Annotated in this window: 12 protein-coding genes; 3 read left to right on the top strand and 9 right to left on the bottom strand. The window is 69.3% G+C overall.

Translation table 11 applies throughout. The annotated features are described in order from the left end of the window. Window positions 1–484 precede the first annotated feature (484 nt). Together ACFVZW_RS06705 and ACFVZW_RS06700 are read left to right on the top strand one after the other, a co-directional pair. Window positions 485–868, top strand: a complete 384-nt coding sequence (locus ACFVZW_RS06705) for a hypothetical protein (RefSeq protein WP_384517686.1) — start codon at window positions 485–487, stop codon at window positions 866–868. A 454-nt stretch (window positions 869–1,322) separates the two neighbouring features. Continuing rightward, window positions 1,323–2,066, top strand: a complete 744-nt coding sequence (locus ACFVZW_RS06700) for a DUF1963 domain-containing protein (protein ID WP_384517683.1) — start codon at window positions 1,323–1,325, stop codon at window positions 2,064–2,066. A gap of 184 nt (window positions 2,067–2,250) precedes the next feature. Here the strand turns inward: ACFVZW_RS06700 and ACFVZW_RS06695 are convergent, their stop codons facing one another. Continuing rightward, complete coding sequence (locus ACFVZW_RS06695; protein ID WP_384517680.1) at window positions 2,251–3,537, bottom strand: DUF2254 domain-containing protein; 1,287 nt, start codon at window positions 3,535–3,537, stop codon at window positions 2,251–2,253. Between the two features lie 262 nt (window positions 3,538–3,799). Here ACFVZW_RS06695 and ACFVZW_RS06690 point away from each other — a divergent pair, with 262 nt between their 5' ends. Continuing rightward, window positions 3,800–5,647, top strand: a complete 1,848-nt coding sequence (locus ACFVZW_RS06690) for a glycoside hydrolase family 15 protein (RefSeq protein ID WP_384517677.1) — start codon at window positions 3,800–3,802, stop codon at window positions 5,645–5,647. Between the two features lie 26 nt (window positions 5,648–5,673). Here ACFVZW_RS06690 and ACFVZW_RS06685 read toward each other — a convergent pair whose 3' ends face one another. From ACFVZW_RS06685 to ACFVZW_RS06650, 8 genes are all read right to left on the bottom strand, one after another. Next, window positions 5,674–7,449: a cation:proton antiporter gene (locus ACFVZW_RS06685; RefSeq protein ID WP_384517674.1), complete on the bottom strand. Its 1,776-nt coding sequence runs from the start codon at window positions 7,447–7,449 to the stop codon at window positions 5,674–5,676. Between the two features lie 85 nt (window positions 7,450–7,534). After that, a complete protein-coding gene (locus tag ACFVZW_RS06680) occupies window positions 7,535–8,593 on the bottom strand; it encodes a cytochrome d ubiquinol oxidase subunit II (protein ID WP_384517671.1) in 1,059 nt (352 codons plus the stop codon). Continuing rightward, window positions 8,590–10,068, bottom strand: coding sequence for a cytochrome ubiquinol oxidase subunit I (locus tag ACFVZW_RS06675; protein ID WP_384517668.1), 1,479 nt, complete (start codon window positions 10,066–10,068; stop codon window positions 8,590–8,592). The genes ACFVZW_RS06680 and ACFVZW_RS06675 overlap by 4 nt, the downstream gene beginning before the upstream one ends. A gap of 36 nt (window positions 10,069–10,104) precedes the next feature. Further along, entirely contained in the window at window positions 10,105–10,899 is a 795-nt protein-coding gene (locus ACFVZW_RS06670) for an SDR family oxidoreductase (RefSeq protein WP_384517766.1), read from the bottom strand. Window positions 10,900–11,109: 210 nt separating this feature from the next. Continuing rightward, window positions 11,110–12,690 carry a GMC oxidoreductase gene (locus ACFVZW_RS06665; RefSeq protein ID WP_384517666.1) on the bottom strand — a complete coding sequence of 527 codons (1,581 nt, stop codon included), beginning with the start codon at window positions 12,688–12,690 and terminating at the stop codon, window positions 11,110–11,112. A 144-nt stretch (window positions 12,691–12,834) separates the two neighbouring features. Next, the gene (locus ACFVZW_RS06660; RefSeq protein ID WP_384517764.1) at window positions 12,835–13,752 is read right to left on the bottom strand and encodes a cyclase family protein; all 918 of its coding nucleotides are present in this window, start codon (window positions 13,750–13,752) and stop codon (window positions 12,835–12,837) included. A 38-nt stretch (window positions 13,753–13,790) separates the two neighbouring features. Further along, window positions 13,791–15,320, bottom strand: a complete 1,530-nt coding sequence (locus tag ACFVZW_RS06655) for a gluconokinase, GntK/IdnK-type (protein WP_384517663.1) — start codon at window positions 15,318–15,320, stop codon at window positions 13,791–13,793. A gap of 18 nt (window positions 15,321–15,338) precedes the next feature. Continuing rightward, entirely contained in the window at window positions 15,339–15,752 is a 414-nt protein-coding gene (locus ACFVZW_RS06650; protein ID WP_384517660.1) for a hypothetical protein, read from the bottom strand. Window positions 15,753–15,990 lie beyond the last annotated feature (238 nt).

Genomic DNA, 15,990 nt, shown 5'->3' with positions numbered 1-15,990 from the left:
AAGGTCTCTGCATCGCCCAAAGCCGATGCAGACGCGTGGACCCCACCACAAGCGCGCCGCTCATGACGAGATCGGCCGCCCCGACAAAGCAGCTCCGTACGATCTCCCGACCGGTGACGGCCGCGCGGGAGGCCAAAGCCATGGTCGCTTGTTTCGGCAGGGCGCTGCGCGCTCCAGTGGCTCGGGCGGCGGTTCGGGAAGGCGCACCAGCAGCGTGCCCATGCGCCAGGCGACGACTGCGGCGATGCCCTTGGCCGCCAGCACTGGTATGCCGAAGGTCGCCAGGACCGGCCGGTGGGGAGCAAGCTCCTCAAGTCTCTCGACGAGATCGGCGTGGCTGTGCAGCTCCCACCCCTCCCAGACAAAGCCACCGTGCTCCTGACGGCTCCGACGCCGTGATCACACCGGCCACGACAGGATCATCCCGGTTGCCGACGTTGCCCCGTGTACTCGATCCTGTGTGCTCGGCAAGCAGGGAGTGCGTATGGGGCTGGTGCTTTTCCCGGGCGACGGAGACAACAGCAGTCCGGATGTCTCCTGGTCCTGCAGCGGCTTTGCTGCGTTCCGTCGGCGTCTGGCCGAGGCCGAGGGGTTCGCACTCTCTGAGATGTGGGGCTTCGGAGGCGAGCGCGCGTGGAGCGAGGTGTCCACCGCCTTGGAGCCACTCCTCGATCACCCGGATGACGGCGGTGACGACCTCTCGCCTGTTGAGTGCGCAGCGATCCTGCCCCGACTGGAGGCGATCACCGATGAGTGGGCACGGGAGCAAGGCGACCATCTTCTCCGGCAGCACACCGAGGATGCGCGCCAACTGGCAGGTGTCCTGCGGCTCTGCATCGAGAAGGGCGTCACGCTGGAGTTCCTGTGAGGTCCGAGCCACGGAGCCCACTTACGGGACAGCGCCGCTTACGAGCTCGTGCATGGTTGGCGGAGGTGTGTCGGGTCAGTGATCGTCGACGACGGCTGGTCATCCGGATCCAGGGGATCTCGGGCCTGCCCGCCAACGTAGATCACTCAACTCGGCGCCAGTTCAGGCCGGTTGTTGCATGAGTGGAACCACAACGTCCCGGCCCGACCGTAAAGCCGGCTCCCGATCCTCTTGAGAGGATGCATCGGCCGGGTCCAGAACGCGACAAGGCCCGTGGGGCCGGCTGTCGTACCTCGGTTCTAGAGTTCGGCACATGTCCCGTCACACCCCTGATCGCCCGGTCGACGTGAGAAGCCTCTTCCCCGAGCTGCTGCCCTTTCGCCGAGAGTCCGTCCGCTTGCACCCGCGCCCCGGGTCTCCGACGTACCGGGACAGCTCCGTCGGGGGTCCGCTGATGTGGCCGGCCGACGAGCCATGGCCGGTGTGCGCCGCGGAGCACTACGACCCGGACACCACGAGCTGCCTTGAACCCGCCGCACCCATGGTCCCCATCGTGCAGGTCCGCCGCGTTGACGTACCCAGCTTGCCGTTCCCCGAGGGCACTGATCTGCTTCAGGTCCTGTGGTGTCCCTACGCGCACGGCACCTACTGCTACCCGTTGCCCTTGGTGCGCTGGCGGGACTCCCTCGCGATCAGTGAGGTAGCGCCGACACCTGCGCCGGCGGCGGCCGGGCTTCCCGACGGCTGGTTCCTGGCACCCTGTGTCGTTCACCCCGAGCAGGTGACCGAGTACCCAAGGAATGACCTGTCCCGGGATCTCAGGGACGCGCTTGAGGGCCGCTTCGAGGCGCTGCTGGCCGACACCGGACTGCGATACACGTCCCACCTCGCCGACGCGCCAGGGATCAAGCTGGGCGGCTTTCCGGGCTGGTGCCAGGAGCCCTGCTGGCCGGACTGCGAATCGTGCGGCGGCCGGATGGAGCACCTCCTGACCGTGACCGAGGGGGAATTCGACATCGAGTCCTGGCGCACGTGGCTTCCTGAGGGAGACCGGACCACCGAGCAGACCGAGACGCGCCGGCTATGGGAATCCGAGGCGTTCAACCCCACCCTCCTGGACACCTGCGGCATCAACGTCTACGTCTTCGAGTGCCGCACCTGTCCCCACCGCCCCATCGGACACTGGTCGGACCGATGACCGGCAGACCCATGACGCCCGGCGCCCACTTCTCAACCCACCAACCACGCCTCGAAGCAGAGCAACACACCGCTCGCGAAACTCGGTTCAGGGGAGTGGTCGCGGAGCGCCACCAGGGCGGTGCGGCCTTCCTGAGCTCGGCGCGCGATACACGCCGGGCTGGCCCGGCACCGCCTCGGAACCGCTACGAGGCGTACTGTCCGCCGATGCCTTGGCGGTCGGGCCGTTGTGCGATGGCCCGGCGGGCCGGGTCGGTGAACTCTCGCTCGATCGCCTCCTGCAGCAGGCTGATCTCCGCTCGCACAGCCGCGTGCTGAGACGGCGGCAGGGTGTCGAGCAGGCCCTCGAGCATGGCGCGTAGCCGTCGGCAGACCTGCACGGACGACGATCCGTAGTCACGGATCTCGCATACGGCGAGCTGAAGGAAGTTCTCCCAGTCACGCCCCGGCAGCACGAGCCGGGCATGCTCCTGGCCATCGGCCAGAACGTAGTGGCCGGGGAGGCGTGTGCCGCCGAGCGTGTGCAGGAAGGACTCGATGTAGTTGACCACCTGTACCGCGGTCGTCGGGTCGTTCACGGCGGGGGAGAGGGCCCTGATGGCGATGTCGACGAGGATCCTCAGGGCGAAGGCGGGGTCCTGTTCGATGGTGCGTTCGGGCCCCAGGGCGACGAGCCCGGTCACCCGGTCCGGGTCCGGTTTCGACGTGCCCCCGTGGACCTCGACGAGGACGGTGCCGGGCGGTACGAAGTCGCCGATCAGCCGGGTCACCACGAAGACGCAGTCGTGGCGCGCCGCCTCCGCGACCAGTCCGGCCACGTTGAACGCCTGGATGGCTCCACTGCGTCCCGTACGGATGCGCATCACCGGAGCGTCGGACGGCACGGTTCCGTCGCCGCGCGGCACTGCGGCCCGGATCGCTGCGGCTGCGTTCGTGAAGACGGTCTCTCCCATGCGCGCGACCAGCTCGGCGATGGCCACCGGTCTCAGACTGTGGGTGAACCGGTTGAGGTAGATGAGCAGCAGCACGAGGCTGACGGCCACCGCCGCGCCGGCCAGGGTGACCCCGAGATCGGGGACGGAGTCGTTCTCGATGCTGCGCAGCAAGGAGAACGCGAACGCGAACGTCCCGGTGAAGGTCGCCAGCACCGCTTTCTGCAGCCGGTCCCGGTACCACAGGCGCATGTAGCGGGGGGAGAGGGTGCCCGTCGCCTGCTGTACGACGAGTACGCCGATGGTGACGACGAACCCGAGCAACGCCACCATCGCCCCGACGATGGCGGTGAGCACACCGCTGGCCGTCGTCGCGGAGTAGTGCCAGCCGCTCGGCGGCCAGTCCGCGCTGTCGGCGGTGAGCGCGAGCTCAGCGAGAAGGACGCCGAGGACGAGACCGACCATCGGCACGATCCACAGACTTGCCTTGACGTATTGCCGCAGCCTGAATCTGGCCGCCCAGGACGTCAGGACACCCACGTCACGTCCCCTTCACCCGGAGGAGTCCGGTGCGCATGAGGCACACGAGACCGCGGGCTCCCTCAGTGGGAGCGCTGTCACCTCACGGTAGAGCCGTTCTCGGAGCGGCGCAGCGGCAGAGCTCCTGTCGACGCCCGGTGCGACTCGCTCGCCAGGACGTGACGACACCATCGGCCTAAGCTGGCCAGATGGCGGCCGGACCACCTCGGGCGCCGCGTAGCGGTGCGCGATCGTTGTCTACCGGGGCCGAAAGGGGCTCAAGATGGACGACTACCCCCTGATCGAGGACCATGGCCTGATCGGTGATCTGCAGACCGCGGCTCTCGTGACCACCGATGCGACGATCGACTGGTTCTGCTGTCCGCGCTTCGATTCGCCGAGCGTCTTCGGCGCCCTGCTCGACCGGCGCAAAGGCGGCCACTTCACCATCAGACCGACCGCCGAGAGCTACACCACCAAGCAGCTCTACCACCCGGACACCGCCGTTCTGGTGACGCGCTTCATGACCGAGGCAGGGGCGGGCGAGGTGGTCGACTTCATGCCGGTGACCGGCACCACGGCGACGGACCGGCACCGTCTGGTCCGCATGCTGCGCTGTGTCCGCGGCAGCATGACGTTCGAAGGGGAGATCGCTCCGCGTTTCGACTACGGCCGCAAGCCGCATGAGCTGCACATCACGGAGCACGGGGCCCTGTTCACGTCGGAGGAGATGGACCTCGCCGTCCACGCCGTCCGTGAGCCGCAGGACGACCGGCTGCTGAACATCCTCTCGGGTGACAAGGACCTCCGTTTCCGTCTGACCCTGCAGGCGGGGCAGCAGCGCGGCATGGTCTTGGAGTCGTCCCCCGGCGGGCCGCCGCACGTGGTCCGGGTGACGGAGTTCGAGCGGCTCTTCCACGAGACGGTCCGTTTCTGGCGCTCGTGGCTGGGCCAGTCCACCTACTCGGGCCGTTGGCGGGAGGCGGTGGAACGCTCGGCGGTGGCGCTGAAGCTCATGACCTACGCCCCGACCGGCGCCCTGGTGGCCGCCCCCACGACAGGTCTGCCCGAGCAGTTGGGCGGCGAGCGCAACTGGGACTATCGGTTCACCTGGATCCGTGACGCCTCGTTCTCGGTGTACGCCTTGCTTGGCCTGGGGTTCAGGGAGGAGGCGAAGGCGTTCATCAGCTGGCTGCACGACCGCGTCAAGGAGAAGGCCGGCGAAGGAGACGGCACCGGGCCACTGAACATCATGTATCGCGTCGACGGCTCCTCCGACCTGGTCGAGGAGACTCTGGAGCATTGGGAGGGGTACTGCGGCTCCGCCCCGGTCCGCATCGGCAACGGGGCCGCGAGCCAGCTGCAACTGGACATCTACGGTGAGGCGCTCGACAGCATCTACTTCGCCCACCAGCACGGCATGCATCTCGACAACGGGGGCTGGGCCGCGCTGCACACGCTCCTCGACTGGCTGGTCGACCACTGGGACGCGGCCGGGGAAGGCCTGTGGGAGACGCGTGGCGGCCGGAAGGACTTCACGTACGGCCGTGTGATGTCCTGGGTGGCCTTCGACCGCGCGCTGCGGATCGCCTACGACGACGGCCGTCCCGCGGCCGGTGGCCGCTGGGTGGACGCGCGTGACGAGATCTACGCACAGGTGCTCAGCAAGGGATGGGATCCGAACAAGCAGGCCTTCGTGCAGCATTACGGCGACGACGTGCTCGACTCGTCTTTGCTGCGGATGCCGACGGTCGGCTTCATCACGCCGGACGATCCGATGTGGAAGTCCACCCTGGACGCGATGGACCGTGAGCTGGTCAGCGACAGCCTGGTCTACCGCTACAACCCCGAGGCGTCACCCGACGGCCTGCGCGGCTCCGAGGGCACCTTCTCCCTGTGTACGTTCATGTACGTCGACGCCCTGGCGCGGGCCGGACGCACCGACATGGCCAGGCTGGTGCTGGAGAAGATGCTCACCTACGCCAACCACCTGGGGCTGTTCTCCGAGGAGATCGGTCTGACGGGGCGGCAGTTGGGCAACTTCCCACAGGCTTTCACGCACTTGGCCCTGATCGACGCGGCGATCACCCTGGACGCGAAGCTCAAGGGGGCATCCAGGGGCGGGACGTAGTCCGCACGAAGGCCCGCGTGCGGGGTTCACTGTCCGGCGGCCGCCGGGGCGGAACCCAGGAGAACCACGGTGTCACCCTCCTGAGGGACGGTCTCCTGCCTCTCGGTGACCGGGTCCAGCCGTTGATCGGCCCGCACCACGAAGAGGGTGTCGTACTCCGGCGGCACCGGGGCGGAGGCGGGCTGTACCACGAATCGCGCACCCCGCTCGTAGCGCTCCGCGAGGACGTGACGGACGAGGGAACGGCCGAAGAGGATGTCGCCGCCGGTGTAGGGGGCGACCACGCCATGGCTGTCGTGCGGCGGGCCGACCCGATAGACGGGCCCCTCGACGTTGTCCTGCATCACGACCGAGGCGAGCGCGTTGAAGTCGTCGTCGTCGGTGGCCAGGAAGACGGCCGTCACTCCCTCCAGCCGCGCTCCGGGGTTGATGGCCGTGGCCAGCAGATCACCCTTGGCGAGGTCGATCCCCGCCCCCTTGATCCGTTCCCGCTCCTCGTCGAGTCCCGCCCACATCAGCACGTCCAGTCCCGCGGACCGCAGGGCACGCCCCAGATCGACCACCCACGGCTCCCCGCCCACCAGGAGAATGCGCGTGCCCGCCGACTTGACGACGCCCAGCCGTCTGGCCATGGGCGCCGCTGTCAGCGAGTAGAGCAGAACCGTTCCCACGATCACCAGAAACGTGACGGGAAGGATCCTCGCGGCCCCGCTCACCCCCCGGTCGACCAGGTTGGCGGAGAAGGCCGACGCTGTGGCCGCCGCGACGATGCCGCGCGGGTCCATCCACCCGATGAAGGCCCGCTCCCCTCGGGACAGCCCCGAGCGCGCCGTCGCGGCGTAGGCCACGAGCGGCCGCACCACCAGGACGAGGATCGCGATGAGGGCGAGCGCGGGAAGGAGCACCGGCACCAAGGACGCCGGGGTGACGGTGGAGGAGATGGAGACGAACAGCAACCCGATGATCAGCTGCACCAGGGTCTCGAAGAAGGGACGCCGAGCGGGCATGTCGAACCCGCGGATGTTGGCGACGGCCAGTCCCACGACGATCGCGGCGATGAGCCCCGTGTCGTCCCGTACGATGTCGCAGCCCGCAGACACGGCGATCACGGTGGCGAGTTGGGCGAGCGTGCCGAGGGTCTCGCCGAGCCGGAGGGTCCGCAGGGTGAACCAGAGCAGTGCTGTTCCCACGGCCCCGCCGATCAGCCCGACGGCCATGCTGATGGCGAACTGGCCGAGCTGGTATCCCCGGCCGATGTCGATCTGGTGCGTCGTGGCGATGGCGTGGAAGGTCAGCGCGCCGAGGATGCCGCCGATCGGGTCGGTCAGTGTCCCCTCCCAGATCAGGATGCGTCGCACCTTGTCGGTCGGCCGCACGAAGTCGAGCAGCGGACCCACGACGGTGGGGCCCGAGACGACGAGGATCACGCCGAGCATCGAGGCCACCCGGAGGGGCATGTCGAACATCGCAGGTGACACCGACGCCGTGACCAGGAACGTCAACAGCACGCCGTACACCAGGAGTCGTCCCACGATGCCCCGGGTGTGGCCCTTGAGCTTGCGCAGGTCGAGCCCCAGCCCCGCGTCGTAGAGGATCACCGCGACGGACAGCGACACCAGGGCGGAGAAGGTCGGCCCCATCAACCTGTCCGGATGGATGACGTCCGTGATCGCGCCGGCGGCGAACCCGACGGGCAGCAGGATGATCAGGGCCGGGAGGCGTAGCTTGCTCGCCAGGATCTGCGAGCCGGTGGCGAGCACCACCGTCAGGGCGAGGCCGAGAAGGATCTCGTCGTCGGTCACAGCGCCTTCCTTCGTCGGCGTCCGGGAGCGAGGGGATGTCGAGCGGGTCCGGGCGCGAGGGTGATGTCGAGCGGGGTCCGGACGGTCAGCCGCCGGGTGGCGCACCCTCACCGTCCCCGCCACTCCCTCTGCGTAGCTGGGCCTCGGTGAGCTCTTCCAGCTCACCGTGGGTGTCCAGCCAGTAGAGGAGGGCGACGGCCGGCATGACGAGCACCAGGGCCACCAGGGTGACGATCGCCAGCCACGTCAGCGTGGCGGGTGCGCCCGCCGCGTCGGACACGGTCAGAGAGGTGGGGATGAGGTAGGGGCGCTGGGCCATGCCCCAGGCGATGACGGCGGAGGCGACGACCCCCACCGCGGTGACGCGCAGCCACGCGCTCGGCGTCCGCAGGAGCAGCCAGGCTGTCGTGAGTGCGGCCACCCCGGCCAGGACGACGAAGAGCAGCCCGAGGCCGTGCGTGAGCCCGTGCCACACGTGCGGGGAGTCCTCATGGGTGACGAACCCGGTGATCACGGCCAGGACGGTGAGCACGGCGAGAGCACTCAGCGCACGGCGCCGGAAGTAGCCGACCAGATCGGGAGCGTCGAACCGGCGGGCGTCCGCCGTGAGGAACACCGCGCCGAGGAAGGCCGTGGTCGCGATGGCGACCAGCCCGAACATCAGAGAGGTGGGGTTGGTCCAGGCGTCCGCCGAGGCGTCGGTGCCGGGCGCCACCCGTCCCGAAGCGACGCCGCCGACGGCGGCACCGAGGAAGAACGGCGTGACGACCGAGGCCACGGCGAACATGGCACCGTACAGCCGCCGGCCGGCGAGCCGCCGGGACGGCTTGCGGAACGCGAAGCCGGCGCCTCGCAGGACCAGGCCCATGGCGGCCAGTGCCAGCGGGAGCCACATCGCGGAGAACACGGTCTGGAACAGGGTGGGGAAGCCGGTCCACATGATGACGAGGACGAAGATCAGCCAGACGTTGTTGACCTCCCATACGGGGGCCATGGCGTGGTCGATGAGCCATCGCGGCCGCTTGCCGCGTTCCGCGCCCCCGGCGGTCAGATCCCAGAAGCCGGCCCCGTAGTCCGTGCCGCCCCCGCAGGCGTACGCGGCCACGGCGAGGAGCAGCACCACGGCGATGAGGTCGGCGGTCATGGGCGGCCGTCCTCGGCCCGGGCTGCTCCGCCGCCGACGGGGGCGTCGCCCGCGGGGAGGGGCTCTCGCGGCCCGTAGGGGGTGTCCGCCTCCGGCGCGTGGACCGCACCTCCCGCGGCCCGTTGCTCGTCGGCGAGCCGCCAGCGCGTGCGCATCTTGAGCAGGATGACGAGGAACGAGCCGAAGAGGAACACGTACACCACCATCACCACGGCGAGCATGATCCACAGGGTGGTGGAGCGGGTCGAGGTCACGGCCTCGGCGACCCGCATGTTCTGGTAGACGATCCAGGGCTGGCGTCCCACCTCGGTGGCGATCCAGCCGCACTCGACGGCCACGACGGAGGCGACGCCCGCGCAGGCCGCCGAGCGGTAGAACCACTTCGAGGCGGGAAGCCGGCGGTGCCGCAGCCAGACCAGTCCGTACCAGAGGGCGAGCAGTACCAGTACGGAGCCGATCACGACCATGAGGTCGAAGGCCCAGTGGGCGATGGTCGCCTGAGTGGCCGTGGGGCGCTGGTCCGCCGGGACGGAGGTCAGTCCCACCACCTTGGTGTCCGGACTGAATCCGGCCAGGATGGAGTCGAGCAGCGGGATCTTGATGCCACCCTTGACGGTCCCGTCCTCCTGCAGGCGTCCGAAGAGGTACTCCGGCACCCGGGTGTCGGTCTCCCAGACGATCTCCAGCGCGGCGAACTTCACCGGCTGCTTGTGGAAGACCGACCGGGCGATGGAGTCGCCCAGGACGAACTGCACCGGAGTGGCCACCGCGGCGATGGTGAACGGAACGGCGAAACCGAGCCGGTGGTAGTGGTCCCTGCGGCCGCGCAGCCAGCCCACGGCGTAGACGCCCGCCACCACGAAACCCGCGGTGACGATCATCGCCACGACGAAGTGCCAGTACTGCGGCCCGAACATCGGGGTGAAGATCGCCTTCCAGACGTTCACGTCGACCGGGTTGCCCTCGGAGTCGAGGGAGAAGCCCTGTGGTGTGTTCATCCAGGAATTGGCGGCCAGAATGCCGAACGCCCCGAGCAGCGCTGCGGCCGGGAGGGGCAGCCCGAGCAGGAAGTGCGTACGGGGCTTCAGCCGCCGCCACCCGTACAGATAGATGGCGATGAGGACGGCTTCCAGGAAGAACGCCCAGGCCTCGACGCCGAATCCGATGCCGAAGACATCACCCCACCTGCCCATCAGACCGGGCCAGAGCAGGCCGAACTCGAAGGAGAGCACCGTGCCGGTGACGATGCCGAGCGCGAACTGCACCGCCATGACGGCCGACCAGCGTCGCGCCAGGAGGAGCGCCGTGGCGTCCTTGCGGCGCAGTCCGCGGTAGTGCATGACCAACGTGATGAAAGGGAAGGCCACGCCCAGGGGAACCAGGATGATGTGGGACGCCAGGGTGAAGGCCATGAGTTCCCGGGCGGGCAGGAGTTGGGCCGGGGCATCCGCCAGCAGGTGGAACGAGGTGGGCATAGACGCCTTCGCTGTTGGTGACAGTCCGGGAGAGGGTCAGCCGCCGGTGGCGAAGCCCGGGAAGAGGGTCATGCCGCCGTCGACGTACAGGGTGGTGCCCACCACGTAGTCCATGAGGTCGGAGGCGAGTGCGACGACGGCGTGGGCGATGTCCTCGGGGTCGCCGATCCGGTCGTACGGGATGAGCCTCAGGAGGTCCTCCCGGGCCTCGGGCGTCTCCCAGGCGTCGCGGTTGATCGGCGTCTTGATCGCCCCCGGGGCGACCGCGTTCACCCGGATCTTCTCCGGTGCGAGCTCCTGGGCCAGGGTCTGCATCATCATCTGCACGCCGCCCTTGGAGGACGCGTAGTTGACGTGTCCGGCCCAGGGGATGATCTGGTGCACCGAACTCATGCAGACGATCTTCCCGGCGGCGCGGGACACCTCCGGGACCACGCCACGGCGCCGGAACTCCTTGGCCGCTTCCCGGGCGCACAGGAACTGACCGGTGAGATTGACGTCGATGACCTTCTGCCACTGGGCGAGGGTCATGTCGGTGAGCCGGGCGTCCCGCTGCAGCCCCGCGTTGGCGACCAGGACGTCGATGGTCCCGAACTCCTCGACCATCCGGTCCATCATGGCCGTGACCTGGTCCTCCTGGGACACGTCCGCCTCGTAGGCAGCCGCACGCACCCCGAACGAAGCGATCTCCTCGACCACTTCCGCGGCGGCCTCACGGCCCGCCACGTAGTTGACGACCACGTCGGCCCCGGCTCGGCCCAGACCGATCGCCGTGGCCTTGCCGATGCCCGAATTAGCTCCGGTGACCAGCGCCTTCTGGCCCTGCAACAGACGTGCGGGGATCACACCCTGCGGCGCTCCCACAGTGGATTCCACGATGCTCTGCCTCCTCGCCCGGCCGCGCTCCACCCGGCTCCGGCCGGGCAGACACGAGGGCCACGCAATCACCGGCTGCGGCCGTCGGCCTTCCCTGAGCACCGCCGTTGGGCCGTTGGGCCGAGCATCTTCGTCCGATCGGATCACTGCGGCCGGAACCCGGCCTCAGCCCAGCCGCTCCAGGATGTGGTCGCCGACCCGCAGGGCATTGGCCATGGCCGTCAAGGACGGATTGACCGCGCCGATGCTCGGGAAGAAGCTCGTGTCGACGACGTAGAGGTTGTCGAGGTCGTGGGCCTTGCAGTGGACGTCCAGCGCGGAGGCGGCGGGATCGGTGCCGAAGCGCACGGTGCCCGCCTGGTGCGCCGTCGCGCCGATCGGCATGCCCTTGTGCAGGTAGATGCTGTGGGACAGCAGGTGGTGCTCGTGCATGCCCAGGTGGCCGAGCATTCCCTGCAGCTTGTGCCTGAGCCGCTTGAGGCCCTCGATGTTGTTCTTCTCGTCGAGAGCGAGATGGATGCGGCCGTCGCCGTCGAGGGTGACCCGGTTCTCGGAGAGCGGCAGGTCCTCACCGCACAGCCAGAAGTCGACGGCATGATGCGCCAGCACCTCGAAGGGCATGTCCGGCGCGACCGCGCCGGCCCATCGCGGGGCCTCGCCGTGGATCTGCTCGGCGTCCGACTTGCCGAGCATCTGGATGCCGCCCAGCGGGAACTCCCAGTCGTCCGCACCGAGGTACCAGTCGTGCAGCGCAAGCGTCTTTTGGAACTGGGTGTCGTTGGGCTCCTTCGACACCGCCATCAGAGCCAGGTTGTTGTGCCGCATGTAGTACCGGCCGACCACGTCGGAACTGTTCGCGAGACCGCGGGGATGGTGCTCGTTCGCCGAGGCCAGCAGGAGCGCCGCGGAGTTGACCGCGCCGCAGGAGACGACCACCACGTCGGCAGTGAACCGGACCTCCGAGCCGTCGGGGAGCCGGCCGACGACCGCGCTGACACTGCGTCCCCGCGCATCGGTCTCCAAGCGGACCACCTGCGTGTTCGTGACCATCTCGACGTCGGGGTGCTCCAGGGCCGGCTCGACGCAGATCACCTCCGCGTCGGACTTGCCACGCACCAGACACGGAAAGCCGTCCACCCGGTTGCACCGGATGCACACACTGGAGTGGCTGGCCCGCCCGCCGTTCTCCTGACTGAGATTGACACCGATCGGCAGGTGGAAGGGGTGCAGACCGCGCTTCTCGAGGTCGTCGCTCAACTGCTGGATGCGCGGCTCGTGCTCCACGGGCGGATGGGCGTACTGGGCGCTCACCGCGCCCTCGGTCGGGTCCTCGCCGTGCCGTCCGTGCACGAGGTAGAGGTGCTCGGCCTGCGTGTAGTACGGCTCCAGATCCTCGTACCGGATCGGCCACGCGGGAGACAGACCACCATGGTGCCGGAGCTCACCGAAGTCCTCGGGCCGCAGCCGGAAGAGGGCGGCGCCGTAGAACTTGGTGTTCCCGCCGACGTAGTAGTTGACCTCGGGCGGGAACTCGCTGTCGTTCTTGTCCAGCCAGAACTCCGGTGCCCGGTACTTGCCCTTCACGAACACGGCCGTCGAGTCCCAGTTGTCCCGCTCGCGCGGCAGGTAGCCGCCGCGTTCGACGAGGAGGACGCGTTTGCCGGACGGGGCGAGCCGGTGGGCGAGGGTGCCTCCGCCGGCGCCGGTACCGATGATGATGACGTCGTAGTGAGGGGCGTCGCCCACGACGACCACCGTCCTTGTGATCGTGGCCCTGATCCGATGCCAGGCCCTGTCCCCCACGGCGCGGGGGCCGAAAGGTCCCACCCGTTCGAACGTATCCGCCCTCCCCGCGATCGGCGACCGGAGGACGCCCCGCCTGTACGACGTTCACAGCACCGCGATCGGGTTCACGGGAGAGCCCGTGCCTCCGGGCAGCCGTAGCGGGGCGACCACGCACAGGAAACTCCAGCGCCCCGCCTGCATGCACAGCGGGGCCAGGTCCTCGAACTGCAGGTAGTCCATCAGATGGATGCCCATGGCCTGCATGGCCAGTACATGGACGGGGAAGGGGATGCCCTCCACCGCGCTGGGCGCGGTGTCGTTGTTGCCGTCTCCGCCCAGGACCGCGACCTGCCGCTCGGCCAGGAACTCCATAGCGGTCGCGTGGAGGCCGGCCCGAGCCGTCGCCGCGTTCCACGGCCCGAGTTCCGTACGGCGGAGGCGATGGCCCACCCGGACGAAGAGCAGGTCACCCGGACCTACCCGGACCCCTTGCGCGGCCTCGGCGGCCGTCAGATCGTCCGGCGTCACATGATCGCCCGGCTCCAGCCACGGCACGCCGCGCAGCCGGGGGATGTCCAGCAGTACGCCCCGGCCGACGATGCCGTCAGCGACCAGCCCCACGGAGAGCGCACGGGCCCCCTGGGCCGTCACACGGCTTGCGGGTACCCCGCCGTACAGCTCCCCGTCGAACACTACGTGGCAGAGGGCGTCGAGGTGGCTGTCCGCGTCCCCGTGCACGTTCATGGCGAAGCGGTCGGTGGCGAAGTGGACACCCTCGGCACCGAGGTCATCCGGGGCGGGGCCGGTCATCCGGTGCACCGCGGGCTCGGCGTCGTCGGGGCCCGGCACGGTCTCGATCGGAGCGGCCAACGACACCGTGCGTCCGAGGCGGACCTCCGCGACGGCGGCCACGACCCGCTCGGGCGTCACATGGCGGAGCGCGCCGGTCCGACCGTCCTCCGTCGATCGCGCCGCTCCGCGTCGCAGCCGCTCGTAGAGCGCCCTGAACTCGTGCGCGGACATATCGGGATCGGGCACGGCCGAAGGCGGTGCGGTCGGGGTCATGGCCGCCCCCAGGGGCTGAGGCCCCACCGGAGCACATGCGTGGCGCCCGGCTCCAGCACGGTGAGATCCGTGCCGCTGCGAAAGGCGTCCGGGGGACAGGACATGGCCTCCACGGCTACACCACGCCGCCGTCTCTCGGGTTCCGCCAGGGTGTCGCCCGTGTACACCTGTACATACCGGGTGCCTTCGCCGAGCCACAGATCGACACCCCGCAGCCCGGAAGGGTCTGCCAGGCGCACGACCGCCCGGCCGTCGGGGCCGCGGTCGAGTCCGGTGAAGGCCGTGTCCAGCCGCAGATCGCCGATGGGACGGGCGGTGCGGAAGTCGTACGCGGTCCCGTCGACCGACTCCTGGCCGATTGGCAGCCCCCGGTCGTCGGCACGGAGCAGGTACCGGGCGGGAACGGTCAGCAGCGCGCTGTCGACGAGGTCGGTGCCGACTGTCAGATAGGGGTGCTGACCCACTCCGTAAGGTGCAGGCCCCGTACCGGCGTTGGTGGCGAAGACGGCGGTCTCGAGCCCGTCGGGGCCGAGCCGGTACTCGACGCAGACGTCGAGGAGGAAGGGGTATCCGGGCTGAGGGCAGAGCGTCGTGCCGACCCGGACCGCGTCGTCGGTACGGGCCAGCAGCCGCCACAGGGACCAGCGAAGCAGCCCGTGGATCGCGTTGCCCTTCTCCGGTTCCGTCAGAGCGAGTTGCAGGTCCTGGTCGCCGAAGCGGTAGCGTCCGCCGCCCACCCGGTTCGGCCAGGGCGCGAGCACCTGCCCCCGTCCGCCCGTGACGGCGGACCCTGCGGAGAACCCGTCGAGTAGCGGTCGGCCGTTCACGACGTAATCGCGCAGGGCGCCGCCCAGCTGGACCACGACCGCACTCTGCTCTTCATGCACCAGCCGCCACAGCGCGCCTGTCGGGCTGGACGACGCGGAAGGGCCGTCGCGCACGACCGTGTGGGCGGCCCGCTCCGTGACGGATCCGGCCCGTGGCCTGCCGGAGTCGGCTTCCCGGCGCATCAGCGAAAGCACCGCTGTGACGACAGCCTCCGGAGGCTGATCGATCTCCACGACCAATGGGTGCTCGTCGGGCTCCGGCTCCTGCAGATCCGCGAGCTGGGTCCCCAGCAATTCCGGCGGAAAGAAGTGACCGTGCCGCCCGGCAAGCCGGGAACGCAGCACGTCGGGCGAGCCGTGCAGGTACACCAGAAGAACCTCGGGGCGCCCTGCCAGCAGCGCGTCCCGGTAGTCACGCTTGAGCGCGGAGCATGCCACGACGCAGCGCCGACGCGCCGCGATCGCCGCGTCCATCCACTCCCCGATCGCTTCGAGCCACGGCCCCCGGTCGCTGTCCGTGAGGGCATGACCGGCCGCCATCTTGGCGCGGTTGGCCTCGGAGTGGAAGTCGTCCGCGTCCCGGTACGCCCAGCCCAGCCGATCGGCGAGGAGGCGCCCCACTGTCGACTTGCCCGACCCGGCGACGCCGACGACGAGCAGCAGCCGCGGTAGCTCTCCTGTCGCTGTTTCGTGTGCCACGGGCGCCGGTCCCGGCCGTCAGTCCTTGATCGGCCGTGGGGCTACGCACAACCCCCAGATGACGAGGGCGTCGATGGCGATGATCAGCAGCGCCCACCACGGCGTGTAGGGGAGCCACATGAAGTTGGCGATCATGCTGAGACCGGCCAGGCCCACGCCGACGACCCTGGCCCACGTGGCGCCCGTGAACACGGCGATGCCGGTGAGCACGATCAGAATCCCCAGGATGAGGTGGATCCAGCCCCAGCCGGTGAGGTCGAGCTCGTAGACGTAGTTACGCGTGGCCAGGAACACGTCGTCCTTGGCGATGGCTGAAATGCCTCCGAGCAGCGTCATGATCCCGCTGAAGATCATGATGACGGCGGCGAACACCAGCCAACCGCTGCTGTGCGTGTCCTCTCGCCGACCGGGTGAGCTCGCGTGGGTCGTCATGCCAGGCTCCTCCATGTCGTCCGGCTGGTCCGCCGAGACGTCTCAGTCCGGTGGACCACATACTCCAATCTGACCCCTGTCGCCCTCCGGGCGCACGTCGGCAAGGCGAGAAGGCCGGTGTCGCCGCGCCCTCCAGCGTGGCTGGAAGGCCACCTCCGCATGTCAGCGGCACGGGGGTGGCACCGCGACACGCCCACCGGGGGGGGCGTCGTGTTCCGTCCGGAATCCCACGATTCAC

Origin of the sequence: Streptomyces sp. NPDC059567, assembly GCF_042735655.1 — a bacterium.
Classification (GTDB): Bacteria; Actinomycetota; Actinomycetes; order Streptomycetales; family Streptomycetaceae; genus Streptomyces.
This window is presented reverse-complemented; position numbering and strand designations above follow the sequence as displayed.